The organism is Methanothrix sp., from assembly GCF_016706325.1.
In the GTDB taxonomy this organism is placed as follows: domain Archaea; phylum Halobacteriota; class Methanosarcinia; order Methanotrichales; family Methanotrichaceae; genus Methanothrix.
In genome coordinates this window covers 1,643,043-1,659,691 of record NZ_JADJJX010000001.1, presented here as the reverse complement: position 1 = coordinate 1,659,691, position 16,649 = coordinate 1,643,043, and the positions used below count along the sequence as shown (strand labels likewise).

17 protein-coding genes and 3 pseudogenes are annotated in these 16,649 nt (G+C 49.8%); 16 read left to right on the top strand and 4 right to left on the bottom strand.

Annotated elements, in window-relative coordinates; all coding sequences use genetic code 11:
• Positions 1–8 precede the first annotated feature (8 nt).
• The 4 genes and pseudogenes from IPI63_RS08590 to tnpA all read left to right on the top strand — a co-directional run bounded on the left by IPI63_RS08590 (position 9) and on the right by tnpA (position 3,542).
• A complete protein-coding gene (locus IPI63_RS08590; RefSeq protein ID WP_214080194.1) occupies positions 9–713 on the top strand; it encodes a bifunctional precorrin-2 dehydrogenase/sirohydrochlorin ferrochelatase in 705 nt (234 codons plus the stop codon).
• Complete coding sequence (gene hemA, locus IPI63_RS08585; protein ID WP_292477963.1) at positions 655–1,839, top strand: glutamyl-tRNA reductase; 1,185 nt, start codon at positions 655–657, stop codon at positions 1,837–1,839. The genes IPI63_RS08590 and hemA overlap by 59 nt, the downstream gene beginning before the upstream one ends.
• A 60-nt stretch (positions 1,840–1,899) precedes the next feature.
• Positions 1,900–2,856 carry a porphobilinogen synthase gene (gene hemB, locus IPI63_RS08580; RefSeq protein ID WP_292477962.1) on the top strand — a complete coding sequence of 319 codons (957 nt, stop codon included), beginning with the start codon at positions 1,900–1,902 and terminating at the stop codon, positions 2,854–2,856.
• A 222-nt stretch (positions 2,857–3,078) separates the two neighbouring features.
• Positions 3,079–3,542 (top strand): annotated as a pseudogene (gene tnpA, locus IPI63_RS08575) (IS200/IS605 family transposase).
• A 232-nt stretch (positions 3,543–3,774) separates the two neighbouring features.
• Here tnpA and IPI63_RS08570 read toward each other — a convergent pair.
• From IPI63_RS08570 to IPI63_RS08560, 3 genes are all read right to left on the bottom strand, one after another.
• Positions 3,775–4,755, bottom strand: a complete 981-nt coding sequence (locus IPI63_RS08570) for a hypothetical protein (RefSeq protein WP_292477961.1) — start codon at positions 4,753–4,755, stop codon at positions 3,775–3,777.
• A gap of 14 nt (positions 4,756–4,769) precedes the next feature.
• Positions 4,770–5,813, bottom strand: a complete 1,044-nt coding sequence (locus tag IPI63_RS08565) for a DUF262 domain-containing protein (protein WP_292477960.1) — start codon at positions 5,811–5,813, stop codon at positions 4,770–4,772.
• Positions 5,814–6,258: 445 nt separating this feature from the next.
• On the bottom strand, positions 6,259–6,393 hold the full coding sequence (locus IPI63_RS08560; protein ID WP_292477959.1) for a hypothetical protein: 135 nt from the start codon (positions 6,391–6,393) through the stop codon (positions 6,259–6,261).
• On the opposite strand from IPI63_RS08560, the gene IPI63_RS12935 reads away from it, so the two are divergent.
• The 12 genes and pseudogenes from IPI63_RS12935 to IPI63_RS08510 all read left to right on the top strand — a co-directional run bounded on the left by IPI63_RS12935 (position 6,352) and on the right by IPI63_RS08510 (position 15,927).
• Positions 6,352–6,660 carry a sigma factor-like helix-turn-helix DNA-binding protein gene (locus IPI63_RS12935; protein ID WP_366850773.1) on the top strand — a complete coding sequence of 103 codons (309 nt, stop codon included), beginning with the start codon at positions 6,352–6,354 and terminating at the stop codon, positions 6,658–6,660. The genes IPI63_RS08560 and IPI63_RS12935 overlap by 42 nt on opposite strands.
• Positions 6,591–7,673 (top strand): IS21 family transposase, encoded by a 1,083-nt coding sequence (gene istA / locus IPI63_RS08555; RefSeq protein ID WP_292477958.1) that lies wholly within the window; start codon positions 6,591–6,593, stop codon positions 7,671–7,673. Before IPI63_RS12935 ends, istA begins: the two co-directional genes overlap by 70 nt.
• Before the next feature lie 152 nt (positions 7,674–7,825).
• Entirely contained in the window at positions 7,826–8,035 is a 210-nt protein-coding gene (locus IPI63_RS08550) for a hypothetical protein (RefSeq protein WP_292477182.1), read from the top strand.
• Positions 8,035–8,532 (top strand): IS21-like element helper ATPase IstB, encoded by a 498-nt coding sequence (gene istB, locus IPI63_RS08545; RefSeq protein ID WP_292477179.1) that lies wholly within the window; start codon positions 8,035–8,037, stop codon positions 8,530–8,532. Before IPI63_RS08550 ends, istB begins: the two co-directional genes overlap by 1 nt.
• Positions 8,533–8,611: 79 nt before the next feature.
• Positions 8,612–8,956 carry a transposase gene (locus tag IPI63_RS12930; protein ID WP_366850771.1) on the top strand — a complete coding sequence of 115 codons (345 nt, stop codon included), beginning with the start codon at positions 8,612–8,614 and terminating at the stop codon, positions 8,954–8,956.
• A 278-nt stretch (positions 8,957–9,234) separates the two neighbouring features.
• Positions 9,235–9,609 (top strand): annotated as a pseudogene (locus IPI63_RS08540) (transposase); the annotation flags it as partial.
• A 186-nt stretch (positions 9,610–9,795) separates the two neighbouring features.
• Positions 9,796–10,239: a hypothetical protein gene (locus IPI63_RS08535; RefSeq protein ID WP_214065578.1), complete on the top strand. Its 444-nt coding sequence runs from the start codon at positions 9,796–9,798 to the stop codon at positions 10,237–10,239.
• Positions 10,240–12,426 carry a tetratricopeptide repeat protein gene (locus IPI63_RS08530; RefSeq protein ID WP_292477957.1) on the top strand — a complete coding sequence of 729 codons (2,187 nt, stop codon included), beginning with the start codon at positions 10,240–10,242 and terminating at the stop codon, positions 12,424–12,426.
• Positions 12,341–13,813 carry a tetratricopeptide repeat protein gene (locus tag IPI63_RS08525; protein WP_292478217.1) on the top strand — a complete coding sequence of 491 codons (1,473 nt, stop codon included), beginning with the start codon at positions 12,341–12,343 and terminating at the stop codon, positions 13,811–13,813. Before IPI63_RS08530 ends, IPI63_RS08525 begins: the two co-directional genes overlap by 86 nt.
• A gap of 154 nt (positions 13,814–13,967) precedes the next feature.
• Positions 13,968–14,512 (top strand): annotated as a pseudogene (locus IPI63_RS12925) (tyrosine-type recombinase/integrase).
• Positions 14,513–14,537: 25 nt separating this feature from the next.
• On the top strand, positions 14,538–15,635 hold the full coding sequence (locus tag IPI63_RS08515) for a YhcG family protein (protein ID WP_292477955.1): 1,098 nt from the start codon (positions 14,538–14,540) through the stop codon (positions 15,633–15,635).
• 40 nt (positions 15,636–15,675) lie between these two features.
• Positions 15,676–15,927, top strand: coding sequence for a UPF0175 family protein (locus IPI63_RS08510; RefSeq protein WP_214079934.1), 252 nt, complete (start codon positions 15,676–15,678; stop codon positions 15,925–15,927).
• A 136-nt stretch (positions 15,928–16,063) separates the two neighbouring features.
• Here the strand turns inward: IPI63_RS08510 and rnhA are convergent, their stop codons facing one another.
• Positions 16,064–16,492, bottom strand: a complete 429-nt coding sequence (gene rnhA, locus IPI63_RS08505; protein WP_292477954.1) for a ribonuclease HI — start codon at positions 16,490–16,492, stop codon at positions 16,064–16,066.
• Between the last annotated feature and the right edge of the window lie 157 nt (positions 16,493–16,649).

The following is a 16,649-nucleotide window of genomic DNA, read 5'->3' as shown; positions in this document are numbered from 1 at the left end:
GGAGTCTTATGGCTGGATCGGATGACCACAGCTCCAACCGCCCCCTTCTGCCCCTATATCTCGATATGAGCCACAGGAGGGTGGTGATCTTCGGCGGGGGCAGGGTGGCGGAGAGGAAGGCCGCCCTCTTTTCCGATTACGGGCCGGTGCAGGTGGTGAGCCAGAGCTTCACCCCCGCCCTTCTGGCCTCTCAAGATAGGTGGGAGCTGACGGAGTGCGACCTGAGGGTGGACTTCAAGAGATATCTGCAGGGGGCATTCATTGCCGTTCCTGCTACCAGCAACACCCAGCTCAACCGTTCGATTGAGGAGGAGGCGGTCAGGATGGGGGTGCTGGTCAACCGGGTCGAGGGCAGGGGGGAGGTGGTAGTGCCCTCGATCATCAGAAAAGGGCAGATATCCATCGCCATCTCCACTGAGGCCCCCGGCCTGACCAGATACCTCCGCCTCCGCCTGGAGGAGGAGCTGACTGAGGACTACCAGGGGATGGCAAGACTCCTCAGCCGGCTGAGGCCTGAGCTGAAGGAGGCTCTGCCCCGGCAGGTGGATCGGGCGCTGGTGATCAGGAGCATCCTGGAGGATGAGGAGGTGTGGAGGCTTCTGGGGGTCTCCAATGAAAAGGCCTATATGAGAGCCCGCTCACACGCATGCCAGGATGAGCGAGATAGCCTCGATGCTGGTGACTCACCGCACCGCCTCCATAGAGGAGATTGAGAGAGCCTGGCACGGTGACGTGGAGAGCATCCTCAAATGGGTACAGTCTTTGGACGCAGTGGAGGAGTGTGCTGTTCTCAAGACCTGCAACCGGGTCGAGATCTATGTGGTGGCGCCGCGGGGGGAGAAGGTGCTCTTCGACCTGGCCAAGAAAGCGCGTGTCTCCTCCCGAATCATCGATTTTCATGATCATGACGAATCCCTGGTTCACCTTCTCCGCCTGGCATCGGGCCTGGAGTCCATGATCATCGGCGAGGACCAGATCCTGGGACAGATGAAGGATCTGATCCAGATGGCGATGAGGGTGGGCACGACCGGCTGGATGTTGGAGACCGCCTTCAAGAAGGCCATTCAGGTGGGCAAGAGGGTGCGCAGGGAGACCCATATCAACGAGCGCTCAGTCTCTGTAGGCTCGGCGGCAGTTGATTTGGCGGAGGAGATCCTGGGCGACCTGAAGGGGAAGGCGGTGCTTGTGATCGGTGCTGGTGAGACGGGTGAGCTCATATCCCGGTCACTGCTCTGCCGGGAGATCGGATCTCTGACCGTCACCAACCGCACCCTCAGCACAGCAGTCTGCCTGGCGCAGAGCCTGGGAGGGGAGGCGGTCCCATTTGACGACATGCCCTCATGCCTTCATGCTGCAGATGTGGTGATCAGTGCCACCTCTGCCCCTCACTACATCCTTCTCAAGGGCGATATCGAGAAGGCAATGGCAGGCAGAAGCAGCAAATTGCTGATAATCGATATCGCCAATCCGCGTGATGTGGACCAGGCAGCAGCCGAGGTCCCGGGGGTCGAGCTGCATAACATCGACAGCCTGAAGAACATCAGCCGGGAGAATATGATGCAGAGAATGGCAGAGACGGTGAGGGTGGAGGAGATCATAGCAGAAGAGCTGCAGCTCCTCCAGGCCAAGTACAAGAGAAAGGAGGCAGAAGAGCTGCTGGCCCGGCTTTACTTCCAGGCGGAGCAGATCAAGGATCAGGAGGTCAGAAAGGCCATGAACAAGCTCTCCGCCAGGCATACCCTGGGCGAGATCGAGCAGCAGGTCCTGTGCGATATGAGCCGCTCCATTGTGAACAAGATCCTGTCCCAGCCCACCAAATCCCTGAAAGAGCGCTGCTGAGAGGGGGGACGTGCAGATACTGAATTCATTATGCGAGCTGTTCCGGCTGGAGGAGAAGAGATGAGGAGAATGAGGCGGCTGAGAGTGCCGGGGATCAGGGAGATGGTAAGGGAGACGGATCTGGGCCTGCAGGACCTGATTCAGCCCATCTTCGTGGATGAGAGGATATCCGGGCCGAGGATGATAGAATCCATGCCTGGTCAGTATCATCAGAGCATTGAGAGTGCAGCCAATGAGGCGGGGGCGCTGGAGGATCTGGGAGTGCCGGCGGTGCTCCTCTTCGGTCTGCCCTCCTTCAAGGATGAGATGGGCTCTGCTGCCGCCGATCCCGAGGGTGTGATCCAAAAGGCGGTGCGGGCGATCAAGGAGTGCACCGATCTGGTGGTCATCACTGATCTGTGCCTGTGTGAGTACACCAGCCACGGCCACTGTGGTCTGGTCCAGGGAGAGAGGGTGCTAAATGATGAGACCCTTCCCCTGCTCGGCGAGGTGGCTGTGAGCCAGGCCCAGGCGGGGGCGGATATCGTCGCCCCCAGCGGGATGATGGATCATATGGTGCGGGCCATTCGCACCTCTTTGGATTGGGAGGGATTTGCTGATACTCCCATCCTCTCTTATTCCGCCAAGTATGCCTCTACCTTCTACGGCCCCTTCCGGGAGGCGGCCCAGTCGGGCTTCGCTTTTGGCGACAGGCGGGGATATCAGATGGACCCGGCCAACTTTGCCGAAGCCCTCTGGGAGGTGCAGCTGGATATCGAGGAGGGGGCGGATATGGTGATGATAAAGCCGGCCATGCCCTATCTGGATGTGCTGCGGGCGGTAAAGGAGATGTTCGGCATGCCCACCTGTGCCTATCAGGTATCGGGCGAGTACTCCATGATCCAGGCCGCCGCCGAGAGGGGGTGGCTGGATGAGCGGGCCGCCTTTCTGGAGTCGTTGATGTGCATAAAGAGGGCGGGGGCGGATATGATCATCACCTACTGGGCGAAGGAGTATGCCAGGCAATGCGAAGGATGAAGGAGCAGTTGCCATGGATAGAATTATAACTGATAACGTTTTTATTACAACGGGTGTGCAGAGGGTCGCGAATACCCCGACCTTCAGGTCGGGGATGAAGTGAACCCTCGCCTCTTCTTTTCTGCTATCTAATTCAATAAACCGTCCCTTCTTTTAAAATGAGGCCTTTAAGCACCTTAGCCACAGGTGGTGCCAGCCACCTATGGCTAGGATGTGATAAGCTTGGAGTTGTGCAGTTTTAGCCATGGCTATGGTCAGATAACCTACCACATCGTACTGGTGCCTAAGTACCGATACAGAATATTCTACGATAGGCAAGTTAAAAAGGATTGCAAGTTGATCCTTAGAAATATTTACATGGAGTAAGGCTACAAGATTCATGCAATGGAAATTGTAGAGGATCACGTTCACTTGTTCCTGGAATTCCAGCCAAGCATATCTCTATCAAGATTTGTTCAATACTTGAAAGGATGCAGTTCTTATTGATTGTTCAGGCTTCATCTTGAATTGAAAAACGCTATTGGGGTGGAAATCTATGGTCAAGCGGCAAATTTTTTCGTTCTGTAGGAAATGTAACTGCTGACACAATTGCGCACTATATTAGGGAGTCTCAAGGAAAAGCTGTAACAGAGGTCCGATTTTTCAAGTCAAGGGCTTCAGGTCAACGAAGACTGGATGATTTCTGAATTCCGGAGAACGGCAGCGCGCGGCCCGAAGCATACCCCGTCCCTTTAGGGCGGGGTGGCCGCGCGCAGTTTGATTTTAATATAGATGGCCACTATTGGAATGGCAGAAAGGATCGCAATAATCTCATCCCCTGGGGAGGGAAAAGGGCTTGATGAGCTGTTTCTGCTGAAGTTAAATCCAGGGAGGCGAAGACAACGGCAAATGCCATATTGAAAAGGGCGACTTAAGTCGTCAATTTTCAAAAAGGAAGGACTTTTCAAACACCTTTACTGAAGGGTAAAAGATTAATAATTCATTAGTTATTATGGGAATGTAACCGCCAAGTGGTGGTTTTAAGAACTTATGTTTTGATAAAATACCAAAAATTAATTGGACAAGAGATATGCTTATAGGAACTTGAGGTGGCTTGAGTTCATCAAGCTCTTTGATAATGATCTTTAAACCGGCCTTAACATATCTATGTCGCTTGATTGGGTTCATCTCCTGAGCTTCATTCGTTGCAATGAGCATGTTGTAAATATTGTCACTGAATCGTGTCCAATCCTTTGGTTCGAGTTCCTTCGGGAGTTGATTTTTCAAAAAAGCATTCTTGATTTGCTCTATTATTGTTTGTTTTGCCTCTACCTCTGGCCATGCGTTTTCTGAAATGAATTCTGATGCTTGATCAAAACCCATCACAAGCATGTCCATCTGTTCAACAACTGCTTTAAGCTGAGCGGCCAGTCTGTAGCGTTTCCAATCAATTTTTTCGCTCTTATATATTAACGGATGCGTAGCTGCAATCCAGGCATGTTCAAACGCCGTGCGAATTTGAATCTCAAATTTAATATTGAATATTGGATTATTTTCGTCGCCTTCCCTAGAAATTAATTTGCCGATGAATCTCGTAGAATCAAACCTGAAAACATCTGGAGCCTTTAGTGTAGTCCCTCTTCGTTTAAGATGAACCTCGCAAAAAGTGGTTTTTAGGAATTTTATAACATTCTCTTCATAGCTGAGGTTAGGAATAATTATAGTGCATGCAAACAAATCATCAATATCGGACCATCTCTCGAATCGACCGGTCTCGATTTTTTCTGCTAACGAATCTAATGTCTTTATGCGATTAATATATGCAAATCCAGATTTACTGCAAAAAGTAGATACTGTTGTATCAACTGTTTTGCTGGTGTGTTTAAGATAAGGAGATATATAATTAAACTGCTGCTGCAAACGTGAAGGGATTATCATGTTACATTTAACAAAATAATATTTTTAATTATATCGATTCTATCTTTTCTGGGACCACTGTCATTTGAGGCGGCCCTTGTTGCTTCATAATATCTTTTCGCATTTTCGTCCTTAAGACGTTCTTCTTCGTTTCCGACTATATTCACAAATTTAGTTAAGTTTCCAGCTAACTTATTTGACTCAGGCAACTTGCCCTCTCTATTCAATAGTGCAATTGCACCAAATAGCGAGTAGAAATCTGCCTGATTATGGTATCTTGATCTTTGTAGATCGGCACCATAATCTTGATCTTCGACTACTTTATTAATAATATCAATAACTTCTCTGAATTCGGATTCTATTTCTTGCCTTGAGTTCCAAGACATATCCTTCTCCGCGAAAGCTTTATCCAAGTCGTCCTGAGAATATCCCTTTGGTCCCTCTTCGAGAAGCAAAAGCAAATGAGCTGTTAATTCCACATCTTTCATCTGACGCTTAGATTTCGCGTCGAACCGTGGGAAGTTTTGAGGCAATCTTGTAGACATAAACTCGGTCAAGTCTTCAGCTGTTCTGATAAAATCTCCACTGAAGCGAGCATGTCTCAGTTCTTGAGACGTAAGCTTGGCCACATTACGGTTAATCCGATTAAATATGTCGTTGATTATCTCCTCTTGATTGGTGGGGATGTATTCAACAGAAAACAAATAATTCCAGAAATTGACCTTATCCTCAATATCTAAATTAGAGAAATATTTTCCGCGAAAGCTCTTTTTACCAGCGACATCACTAACGGGAAATCTATCCTCAACAAACTCAAAAACGGTTGTAAGGCGTTGCTTTCCATCGACCACATTATATTTAGCGTGCCCATTTGAATCAATTTCTTCATAAAGGAAGATCGAAGGAGATGGATATTCGAGGAGAATTGTATCTATAAAATTATCTTTATATTCTTGCGTCCACACGCTTCTTCTCTGATATTTGGGATCAAGGTTAAGCAAGTTTCGTATATATAAATCTCTAAACCAGGAGATAGTCTGGAAATTCAGCCTGCGCTTCATCAGCTGATCTGAGAATCTGCTGGAAGATAAAGATTATCCCTCTGCGAAATCCATTTCAACTTAAGGCTTCACTCTTGCTAGATTTAAAATTAACCTATAAATTCCGGATATTTTTGGATTAAACTTTGGGATATGTCTAAATCATGAATTCAAATACATATCGCAAGTATTAAGTAATTTGGACGCTTAATAACAGGTTGAACCACCAAAAGAGGTTGAATGATATGCTACCTCTGTTGATTCCTGATATCCAGCATCCAAAATAGGTTTTAGTCATCAAGTTACTTGAGATTATCGCTTCTCCAAGAGCTATGTGTAGTCCCGAAACATTTAGGACTATACACTTCTCCAAAAGCTAATAAAATCGCGGAGAAACAGGAATAGAATATGTAAAGGGGATAAAAGATATAAATATGTATTCGCCGACTCAATTTTGACCCCCTATTTAAGGAAACGCCAGGTCGTTTTTGACCCCCCCCCAAAAAGGAAAGCCTTCCCTCTCCAAGTACTCTGAGAGGTGGGCGGTAAGGTGAAAACGATGGCAGATGTACGTAGAATCGTAGACCTGTACGAACTCCATAAGTCCTACAAAAAAGTAGCCCGCGAACTGAACATATCCCGGAACACTGTGAAAAAGTATCTTCATCAGGTCAAAGATGTGCAAGAAGGATTGGCGGAGGAGATCATTCCCAAAAACCGAAAGATCGTTCAACCCTCTCGCGTTCTCACTGATCTTGTCCGTCAGAAGATACATCAATATCTTGAGTCAAACATGGGATGCCCCAAAAACAACGACTCACGGCAAAAAGAATCTGGGAGCTTCTCGTCCAGGATGGTCATAAAATAGGTTATACCACGGTCAAGGACGAAGTTGTCCGCTGGAAACGCACTAATGCACCCCGAGAGGTGTTTATCTTGCAGGAGCCGCGCATTGGTCAGCGTGCAGAATTCGATTGGGGCGAAGTCACACTCAATATCGCCGGAGTATGGCAGAAATTCTACCTTGCGGTCTTCGTCTTGCCCTTCTCGCTCTATCGATTTGCTCGCCTCTATAACAGATCAACCCGTCTGGAAGTGATCCAGGCCCACATCGAATTCTTCCGCGAGATCGGCTCAGTTCCCGAGGCGATATTCTATGACAGAATGGCTGCTGTATACGATTCTCGAAAGCAGCAGTTCAATGATAAATTTCTGGAATTCTCTATGCATTTCGGTTTTCAGCCCTGTGTCTGCAATCCAGCTTCACCTAACGAGAAAGGGACAGACGAAGAAAGTGTAGGCTATGTCCGGCGTGCCACTTTCAGCGAAAGGAGTTCATTTGCATCCATAAATGAGGCTGCTGAATGGCTAAAAATGCGCCTTGGCGAGATAAACGGCCATCCTGTCTATCGTCGATCCGATGTGCCGGTCCAGGGCCTTGATCAAGAGCGAGCCTTGATGCATCCATTGCCAACACTCGAATTTGAAAACTGCGAACTGAAACGTGCAACTATTTCGCGGTATTCATTGGTAAAATTTGACGGGAACTTCTACTCAATTCCGGATACATACCGTCCTCGATATATTACACTGAAGATGTTGGTGGATAGGATCGAGTTCCTTGATGGAAACGATATCATTGCAGTTCATCGTCGATTGGCTGGGAATCAGAAGTATTCGCTTGATATCGCTCATTACATCAAGACTTTTCATCGCAAACCGGGTGCGCTCCCAAATTCCAGAGTTTTAGCTCAGGCAGATGAACTGATTCGGGATGCTTTCAATAGCTATTATGCGAATGATCCAAAAAAAATTCTGCCTATTCTTGACCTGATAAAAGAGACCCCCCTGAAAAATTTTCAACCGCTCTTGCGATCCTAAAAGAACAGAACATCCATCCGACCAGCGATAGCATTCGGTTTTTGCTTCATCAAACCAATGCTCTGATGGTTGAGCCCTTTGACATCGAGGGTGGTTTCGAGGTCCTGGAGCCGGATCTCACCATATTCGATCAGTTTATGGAGGGATAGACTGTGGAACCGAATCTTGCAGATCTATGTAAACAGTTGCGACTGAGCGGAGTCTACAACTACGTCCTGGACTATCAGCCTGATAATGAGGATATGCTGCAGTTTCTGACTTCAGCATTGCAGTCCGAACTCGACAAGAGACATCTGAACCGCCAGATGAGAGCGCTTCGGCAAGCCGGCTTTCCGACAAAAAGAGGTTCGAGGATCTATTGATGGATGATTTGCCACAAGATGGGCGAGAGGCTATTCCTGAACTAAAAGCGCTTGCGTTTCTTAAAGAAAGGAGGAATGTTATTCTCATCGGAAATTCAGGAACCGGCAAGACTCATATGGCTATTGCGGTAGGGATCAAAGCATGCGAGGAGAACTATCGAGTTGTATTTCGCTCCGCAGCGGCATTGGTCAATGAGATGATCGAAGCGAGAAAAGATAACAGGCTCTCAATTTATATCAAACAGTTTAAAAAGGTTGATCTCCTCATAATTGATGAGCTTGGGTACGTAACATTTGATCTCGCTGCTGCTGAATTGCTATTTCAGTTGCTTGCAGCACGATATGAGACTATGAGTACTATCATTACCTCGAACCTGGGATTTTCAGATTGGGTGAAGGTATTCCATGACAGGACTCTAACCGCAGCAATTCTGGATAGGATTACCCACCACGCGCTGATACTGAACATGAACGGAGAGAGTTTCCGCAGAAAGTAGCGAGACGTGAACTTTATACTCTATGAGTTAGGTTAGTCGTCTAAGGGGGTCAAAATCGGATCGGCGCGGGGGGTCAAATTTGGACCGGCGGATACATAAATATCCATATTGCCCATCCATTGGATATTATGTTGGATTTAAGTTAATTTTGGCGATAAATCAAGATAATGAACTTTTAGGATTAGAAATCTTCAATGATTCGCTTAACGACTTTGAATTGCTTATTCTGTTCCTTAAAAAGCTATATCGCTCTAAAATTATCAAATCAGAAGATATAATCATTTGCGACAAGGGTTTTGCGTCAAAAAAGAATTATCATGCCATTATAAATAGATTTAACGTGGTTTCGATCATTTATCCTAGGAAAAACACTAATTTAGATAAAATAATTCACAGCCTAAATCCACTGCCAGATCTTTTTTAAAAAATATAATTTAGCGATTTGGAAAGAACTGTTGTGGCATTCAAAGAATTGATCTGTAAATGAGAGGATTTCAAGATAATAGGGTCGAATATTTAAGATTTCTTTAATATAGCTAAGAATTTTCTAGAAATGAACCGAAATCACCAATATACAAGGATTAGCGTCAAAAAAAGAGTCACCCGAATAATTCTTTTGACCTAAAAGCTAATTTATTTGTTGGATGATCTAAATATCGACAAAAAAGCTATACCATATTGGTGTTCTTAGGAAAGGGGTATGTTCATTTCATGAGAGCCGTGCTCAAGAACATACCCAAGAAAGATAAAAAAGAGGTTGCTTATATGCTGAAGGATTCTCTTGAGGATGAGTGCAAGATGCAGGAGCAGGCAGTCATTCTTGATGATAGGGGGGCCAAAAAGTCAGCAGACGCGGTTGATAGCTTCAGATTTGATCTTTGGAACTACAAATAATTTCCTAGACAGCACCGGAGGCGGATCCGGACTACCAACGGCCTAGAAAGGATCAACAAGGAACTGAAACGAAGAAGTCTCGTATCAGGAGCATATTCGAATGATCAATCGCTTCTGAGTGTAGCGGTTTGCATCATGATGGATATAAACGAGGATTGGATAACAGGTAATAGGTATTTCTGAAGGAGTGAGTAGAATCAGGATACGGGGCCACTGAGATTTTGCAGCATTTATGGCACGCTACCCCGGCATAGCATGCCAGACATCCGAGTGCCATTTACATATTAAATCAAGCACCATTCGGGGCCATAACTAAATAGTAATAATTGTACTAGAAAACAGTTGTATTAGATAATCGAGGGATAAGACATGATCGAAGCTGCATTAGCTGGTCAACTGGCTGGTATTCTGGCACCTTTTTTGCCAAAGCTTATGGACACTGCTGCCGCCGGTGGCATGAAGGTCTTGGAGTCTGCAGCCGGCAAAGCCGGTGAAGCCGCCTGGGACAAAGCAGTTAAAGTGTGGAATATTCTCAGACCAGAGGTAAAGAAGGACCCAGAGGTTGACAGGGCCATACAGGATGTGGCAAAAAATGCCGAAGATCCTGACGCCAAGGTTGCTCTATCCTGGCAACTGAAGAAGCTGACCGTTCCACCAGGGACGCTAGCCGAGCTCCAGAAGATAGTCGGCGAGAGCAGGAGCGAGGTTCGCATCACCTCTGCCGACCGCGGAGGCGTGGCCGTCGGAGGCAGTGTATCAGGCAGCACGATCATCGCAGGATATCACGAAAGCAGTAAGGAGTCTGAGTCATAGATGTCAGCAGAATACCTGGCCGAGGCATTGAAACGCCTGGCATCAGGCCTGATCAGGCAGGATGATTTAAGTGAGCTGCAACAGGCTGTGGCTTCGGGCAATATCACCCTCACCAGCGCATCACAAGGTGGCGTGGCAGTTGGCGGCAATGTATCGGGTAGTATAGTCGGCAGCTTTATCCTGCCACCTGAGGTCCTGAAACTCCTGCAGCAGACTCCTTACCGACCGGCAGCACTGCCTCCTCCTGAGAAGCTCGCAGACCGTGGCATCTTGCCACCAGGCTTCAGGCTGCCTTTCTCGCAAAACGCGGTTTTCACCGGCCGGCAGGATGACCTGATCGAGCTGGGCCGATACCTGCTCTATTCACATGATAAACGCGGTGTAGTAGTTAGCGGCATGGGTGGCCTGGGCAAGAGCCAGCTGGCAGTTGAGTTTTGCTATCGTTACGGCCGGTTCTTCCGGGGAGTGCATTGGATCCAGGCCGACCTGGATATACAGGCGGAGATTGCCGAGAACGGTCTGGCCATGGGCCTTCCTTACTGGCCTGACAAGCTCCCTGAGCAGGTGCAGGCCACCCTAAAAGTCTGGCAGGAGGAAGGTGGACAGAGGTTAATAGTGCTTGACAATGCCGAGGATCTGCAGGTCTTGCAGAACTGGCTGCCGAAGCTCCAGTCAGCAAGGCTGCTTATCACATCTCGGCAGGAGAACTGGCCTATAGATATGGGATTGAATGTCAAGAAACTGGAGGTGCTCGCCCGCAGCCAGAGCATCGAGCTGTTGTGTAAGCTGGCTGCCAGACTGAAGAAGATGCCTGACGAGCAGCTGGACAATCTAGCTGATTTTCTGGGCGACCTGCCTCTTGCCTTGGACCTGGCAGGTCGGTATCTGGCGGACAGGCCGGAGTTGCCGGTAGAGGGTTATCTGGCAGAGCTTGAGGCTGGTTCAGCCCTGGAGCATACTTCTCTCAGGGATTGGGCGGAACACAGCCCTACTGGACACTTGACCAGCTTGGCTGCCACCTTCGCCCTTAGCTGGGAGCGGCTCACCGAGGGCGATGAGCTGGCAAAGCAACTGTTCAAGATAGGAGGATACTGTGCTCCCAATATACCTATACCCCGACAGATTCTGGCCAAGGCCATGAAGACAGATGTGCCTGACCACGAGCTGGACAGGGCGTTACGTAAGCTTACCAGCCTGGGGTTGATGGATTCTTCTGAAGGCAGCAGGAGGATGCATAGTCTCCTAGCGGAATTTGCTCGCCTTCAAGACCAAGATTCTGATGAAAGCGTTTTACCTGACCTGGCAGAAGCAATGGCCGAAATCACCACCCTAGCCTTGGAAAGCGGCCTGCCTGAAAATATGAGGCCTTTACATGAGCACCTTGATTTTGTGGCCAGGTCAGCAGAAGAATCGAACCTGCAGATATCCGGGGCTCTGTGGAACAACCTCGGAATGAATCTGAAAGATTTAGCGGACTATGAGGAAGCTAAAAGAATTCTTGAGAGGGCTCTGAAGATCGACGAGAAAGTTTATGGCCCATACCATCCCAACGTGGCCACAGATGTCAACAACATCGGAGGGGTGCTGCTAGATCTTGGTGACCACCAGGAAGCCAAGAAGTATCTCGAAAGAGCCCTGAAGATCGACGAGAAAGCCTATGGTCCAGACCATCCCAACGTGGCCAGAGATGTCAACAACATCGGAGGGGTGCTGAAAGATCTGGGTGACCTCAAGGAAGCCAGGAAGTACCTCGAAAGAGCTCTGAAGATCGACGAGAAAGCCTACGGCCCAGACCATCCCAACGTGGCCAGAGATGTCAACAACATCGGAGGGGTGCTGAAAGATCTTGGTGATCTCCAGGAAGCCAGGAAGTGCTTCGAAAGAGCTCTGAAGATCGACGAGAAAGCCTATGGTCCAGACCATCCCAACGTGGCCAGAGATGTCAACAACATCGGATCGGTGCTGAAAGATCTTGGTGACCTCCAGGAAGCCAGGAAGTGCTTCGAAAGAGCCCTGAAGATCGACGAGAAAGCCTACGGCCCAGACCATCCCAACGTGGCCACAGATGTCAACAACATCGGAGGGGTGCTGCTAGATCTTGGTGACCACCAAAGCCTACGGCCCAGACCATCCCGACGTGGCCATAAGAGTCAACAACATCGGATTGGTGCTGCAAGCTCAGGGTGACCACCAGGAAGCCAGGAAGTGCTTCGAAAGAGCCCTGAAGATCGACGAGAAAGCCTACGGCCCAGACCATCCCGACGTGGCCATAAGAGTCAACAACATCGGATTGGTGCTGCAAGCTCAGGGTGACCACCAGGAAGCCAGGAAGTGCTTCGAAAGAGCCCTGAAGATCGACGAGAAAGCCTACGGCCCAGACCATCCCAACGTGGCCAGATATGTCAACAACATCGGATTGGTGCTGCTAGATCTTGGTGACCACCAGGAAGCCAAGAAGTATCTCGAAAGAGCCCTGAAGATCGACGAGAAAGCCTACGGCCCAGACCATCCCAACGTGGCCATAAGAGTCAACAACATCGGATTGGTGCTGCAATATCAAGGTGACCTCCAGGAAGCCAGGAAGTATCTCGAAAGAGCCCTGAAGATCGACGAGAAAGCCTACGGCCCAGACCATCCCAACGTGGCCATAAGAGTCAACAACATCGGATCAGTGCTGCTAGATCTGGGTGATCTCCAGGAAGCCAGGAAGTGCTTCGAAAGAGCCCTGAAGATCGACGAGAAAGCCTATGGTCCAGACCATCCCAACGTGGCCAGGGATGTCAACAACCTCGGATCAGTGCTGCAATATCAAGGTGACCTCAAGGAAGCCAGGAAGTACCTCGAAAGAGCTCTGAAGATCGACGAGAAAGCCTACGGCCCAGACCATCCCAACGTGGCCATAGATGTCAACAACATCGGATCGGTGCTGCAAGCTCAGGGTGACCTCCAGGGAGCCAGGAAGTATCTCGAAAGAGCCCTGAAGATCGACGAGAAAGCCTACGGCCCAGACCATCCCAACGTGGCCATAAGAGTCAACAACATCGGAGGGGTGCTGAAAGATCTTGGTGACCTCCAGGGAGCCAGGAAGTACCTCGAAAGAGCCCTGAAGATCGACGAGGATGCCTACGGCCCAGATCATCCCAAAGTGGCCAGATATGTCAACAACATCGGATCGGTGCTGCAAGCACAGGGTGACCTCCAGGAAGCCAGGAAGTGCTTCAAAAGAGCCCTGAAGATCGACGAGAAAGCTTACGGCCCAGACCATCCCAAAGTGGCCAGAGGTGTCAACAACATAGGATTGGTGCTGCAAGCTCAGGGTGACCTCCAGGAAGCCAGGAAGTGCTTCGAAAGAGCCCTGAAGATCGGCGAGAAAGCCTGCGGCCCAGACCATCCCAACGTGGCCAGATATGTCAACAACATCGGAGGGGTGCTGCAAGCTCAGGGTGACCTCCAGGAAGCCAGGAAATGCTACGAAAGAGCTCTGAAGATATGCCGAGATAAATTCGGCCCAGACCACCCGAACACCAGAACAGTGGCGGACAATCTGAGTTCACTTGGTCAGGGGCTTAAATAGACTTAGGGTTATGCCCAAGCACATGTCATGAAATTGATATATTATGACATTGTCCACTGTTGCATGCACCCTGAGGACTTTCTCTCGTTAAACGAACGGCACAGACTGCTGGCTGCAGCCCCTTCCTTGCGAGAGGCTGCCCATCTCTCGGCTGATGGCCGGCTGTGGCCTTCGTGTCTCGGAAGTAGCAGCCTTGAAGGTGGAGCACCTGGATGGCGCCGGAGGATATCTGCATGTCGTGAACGGCAAGGGCGGTAAACGGCGTACCTCTATCCTCCCAAAGCCTGTCATAGAAGTCTTTGGTGCTCATCTCCAGGCGAAGACAGAGGATATATCTTCGAGGGCAGAGATCAGGGCCATATCTCTGCCAGGCAGATTCAGAGGCTGCTGGACGAAGCTGCTGAGAAGGCAGGGCCCCAGGAGACAAGAATGGGCAAAATGAAGCAGCGGAAGAGGATCACGCCGCATCTGCTAAGGCGCAGCTTCAGCCGGTGGTCACTGGATGCTGGAATCGATATCAGCTATCTGCAGCATCAGTTAGGCCATTCTTCGTTGACTACCACAGCAATTTGCTTACAGGCCAGGCCCAATCATCGGAGGAAGGCATATGAAAAGGCTGGATTCGATCAATTGCTCAGTCCTTATGAGCTTCCATGTTTCCTGGCTAGAGATATGAGGATAAGCTCGCTTGGGATATAATGATATCATGAAGAAGGGCCTGCAAATGAAAGAAAAGTCGGCCTCTGTAGGTGAGATGGGGAAATCAGGAGAGAATGAAATCGCCATTGCCTCAGAAGAGCTTATCGGCAACATCCGGCCACTCATAGAGCAGGCAAAGGCCCGTGTCGCTCAATCAGTGAACTCAGGGCTTGTGCTCCTCTACTGGCAAATCGGCAAGCGCATCAGCGATGATTTGCCAGCCGAGAGCCGAGCGGAGTATGGAGCGAAAGTTGTCGAGCTGGTGAGCGAGAGGCTTGCTGCGGAGTACGGAAAGGGCTTTCGTCGTAGCAATGTCTTTCACATGATCCGTTTTGCCGAGGCCTTCGATGATGCCAAGATAGTCCAGACACTGTCTGGACAATTATCCTGGTCGCACTTCATTGAGATCATCTACTTCAAGGATCCACTACAGCGCCAGTTTTACACCGAGATGGCCAGAGTGGAGCGCTGGAGCGTGCGAACCTTGAGAAAGAAGATCCAGGGCATGCTCTATGAGCGCACTGCCATCTCCCGCAAGCCTGAGGAGCTGGCCAGACAGGAGCTTGAGGACCTGAAGGAGGAAGACCGCATGACGCCCGATCTGGTCTTCCAGGATCCATATCTGCTGGACTTCCTGGGGCTGGAGGACACCTACAGCGAGCGAGATCTGGAGGCGGCCATCCTCCGGGAGCTAGAGAGGTTCCTGCTGGAGTTGGGCACTGACTTCTCCTTCATCGCCCGCCAGAAGCGTATGACCATCGGAGACAGAGACTTCTACCTCGACATGCTCTTCTATCACCGCAGCTTGCGTCGTCTGGTGGCTATAGAACTTAAGCTGGGCAGCTTCGATGCTGCCTATAAGGGCCAGATGGAGCTTTATCTGCGCTGGCTGGACAGATACGAGCGCCGGCCGGGTGAGGAGGCACCTATAGGGCTGATCCTGTGCAGCGAGAAGAACCGGGAGCAGATTGAGCTTTTGCAGCTCGACCGGGGCGAGATCAGGGTGGCTGAGTACCTGGTGGAGCTGCCGCCAAAGGGACTGCTGGAGGCCAAGCTGCATGAGGCCATACGGCTGGCAAGAGGGCAGGAGGAGCTATGCTCATATCAGAGCAAGTGGCATTGATGCAAAGCTATACATAACTATCAGCATAACATCTGAGTACATGAGCGAGATAGTTTTACAAGTGCCAGATGATGCCTTACTGGCTCTAAAGATGTCCCCAGACGAATTGGGAAAGGAGCTAAAGCTGGCAGCTGCCGTAGAGCTCTTTGAACTGGGAAGGCTATCATCCGGGGCTGCAGCCGGGCTGGCAGGCATACAACGAACGCTCTTTCTTGCCAGGCTGGCTAACTATGGCGTGGATACCTTCCGTCTGACGGAAGAAGACCTCAAGGCGGAGGCTTCTCTTGCCTGAAGTCGTCTGCAACACATCTCCCTCACAGTATATGCAATCGAATCTCGTTTGCTCCGCCACATGGCTTTGCGCCGTGTCCAGCAGGCGGCGAGAATTCAGGACTCTGCAAGCCAATTTGTCCAAGACTATCTCAGATTCAAGCCGCTCTTTTCCTTCTCACATAGCTCTCATATGCCACCCGGGAGAGCCGATCCGCCTCTTCGTTCTCCTCTCGCGGAACCCAGCGAAATCTGACCTCTTTTCCCTCCAGGAGCTTCTTGATCTGGGGCACATACCTCTTGGAGGTGGCCGAGCTTATCCTGTACTCCCCCTTCATCTGCTTGATCACCAGCTCTGAGTCTCCTCGGACCTCGATCTTCTCATCAATCCCCTCATCATTCAGCCAGCGGGCCGCGGCCAAGAGGCCCTCGTACTCCGCCACGTTGCTGGTCATCCCCCGGCCCTCGCCCACAGCGCCAAAGCCTTTCCAGATGGGCTCATTATCCCGATAGATCAGATAGCCATAAGCTGCCACCCCGCCGGGATTTTGGGGATAGCAGAGGCCGTCGAAGTAAACAATGATCATTTCAACTACTGAATTGGCTGTGCTATTATAAAAATTAAATGCAGATCTCCTTCTCTGGATTTCATATCAGCTCCGGGGTTTCTGCACACGATGCATTTATAACTGACTTATCCAAATCAGGGAAATTGACAATTCCCGGCAGCGGCGGGGAGAGGTT

Bases quoted from the DNA above. Each gene is read 5' to 3' on its own strand.
- IPI63_RS08590 (WP_214080194.1), top strand. From the start codon at position 9: ATGGCTGGATCGGATGACCACAGCTCCAACCGCCCCCTTCTGCCCCTA.
- hemA (WP_292477963.1), top strand. From the start codon at position 655: ATGAGCGAGATAGCCTCGATGCTGGTGACTCACCGCACCGCCTCCATA.
- hemB (WP_292477962.1), top strand. From the start codon at position 1,900: ATGAGGAGAATGAGGCGGCTGAGAGTGCCGGGGATCAGGGAGATGGTA.
- IPI63_RS08565 (WP_292477960.1), bottom strand. From the start codon at position 5,813: ATGAAGCGCAGGCTGAATTTCCAGACTATCTCCTGGTTTAGAGATTTA.
- IPI63_RS12935 (WP_366850773.1), top strand. From the start codon at position 6,352: ATGGCAGATGTACGTAGAATCGTAGACCTGTACGAACTCCATAAGTCC.
- IPI63_RS08560 (WP_292477959.1), bottom strand. From the start codon at position 6,393: ATGGAGTTCGTACAGGTCTACGATTCTACGTACATCTGCCATCGTTTT.
- istA (WP_292477958.1), top strand. From the start codon at position 6,591: ATGCCCCAAAAACAACGACTCACGGCAAAAAGAATCTGGGAGCTTCTC.
- istB (WP_292477179.1), top strand. From the start codon at position 8,035: ATGGATGATTTGCCACAAGATGGGCGAGAGGCTATTCCTGAACTAAAA.
- IPI63_RS08535 (WP_214065578.1), top strand. From the start codon at position 9,796: ATGATCGAAGCTGCATTAGCTGGTCAACTGGCTGGTATTCTGGCACCT.
- IPI63_RS08530 (WP_292477957.1), top strand. From the start codon at position 10,240: ATGTCAGCAGAATACCTGGCCGAGGCATTGAAACGCCTGGCATCAGGC.
- IPI63_RS08515 (WP_292477955.1), top strand. From the start codon at position 14,538: ATGAAAGAAAAGTCGGCCTCTGTAGGTGAGATGGGGAAATCAGGAGAG.
- IPI63_RS08510 (WP_214079934.1), top strand. From the start codon at position 15,676: ATGAGCGAGATAGTTTTACAAGTGCCAGATGATGCCTTACTGGCTCTA.
- rnhA (WP_292477954.1), bottom strand. From the start codon at position 16,492: ATGATCATTGTTTACTTCGACGGCCTCTGCTATCCCCAAAATCCCGGC.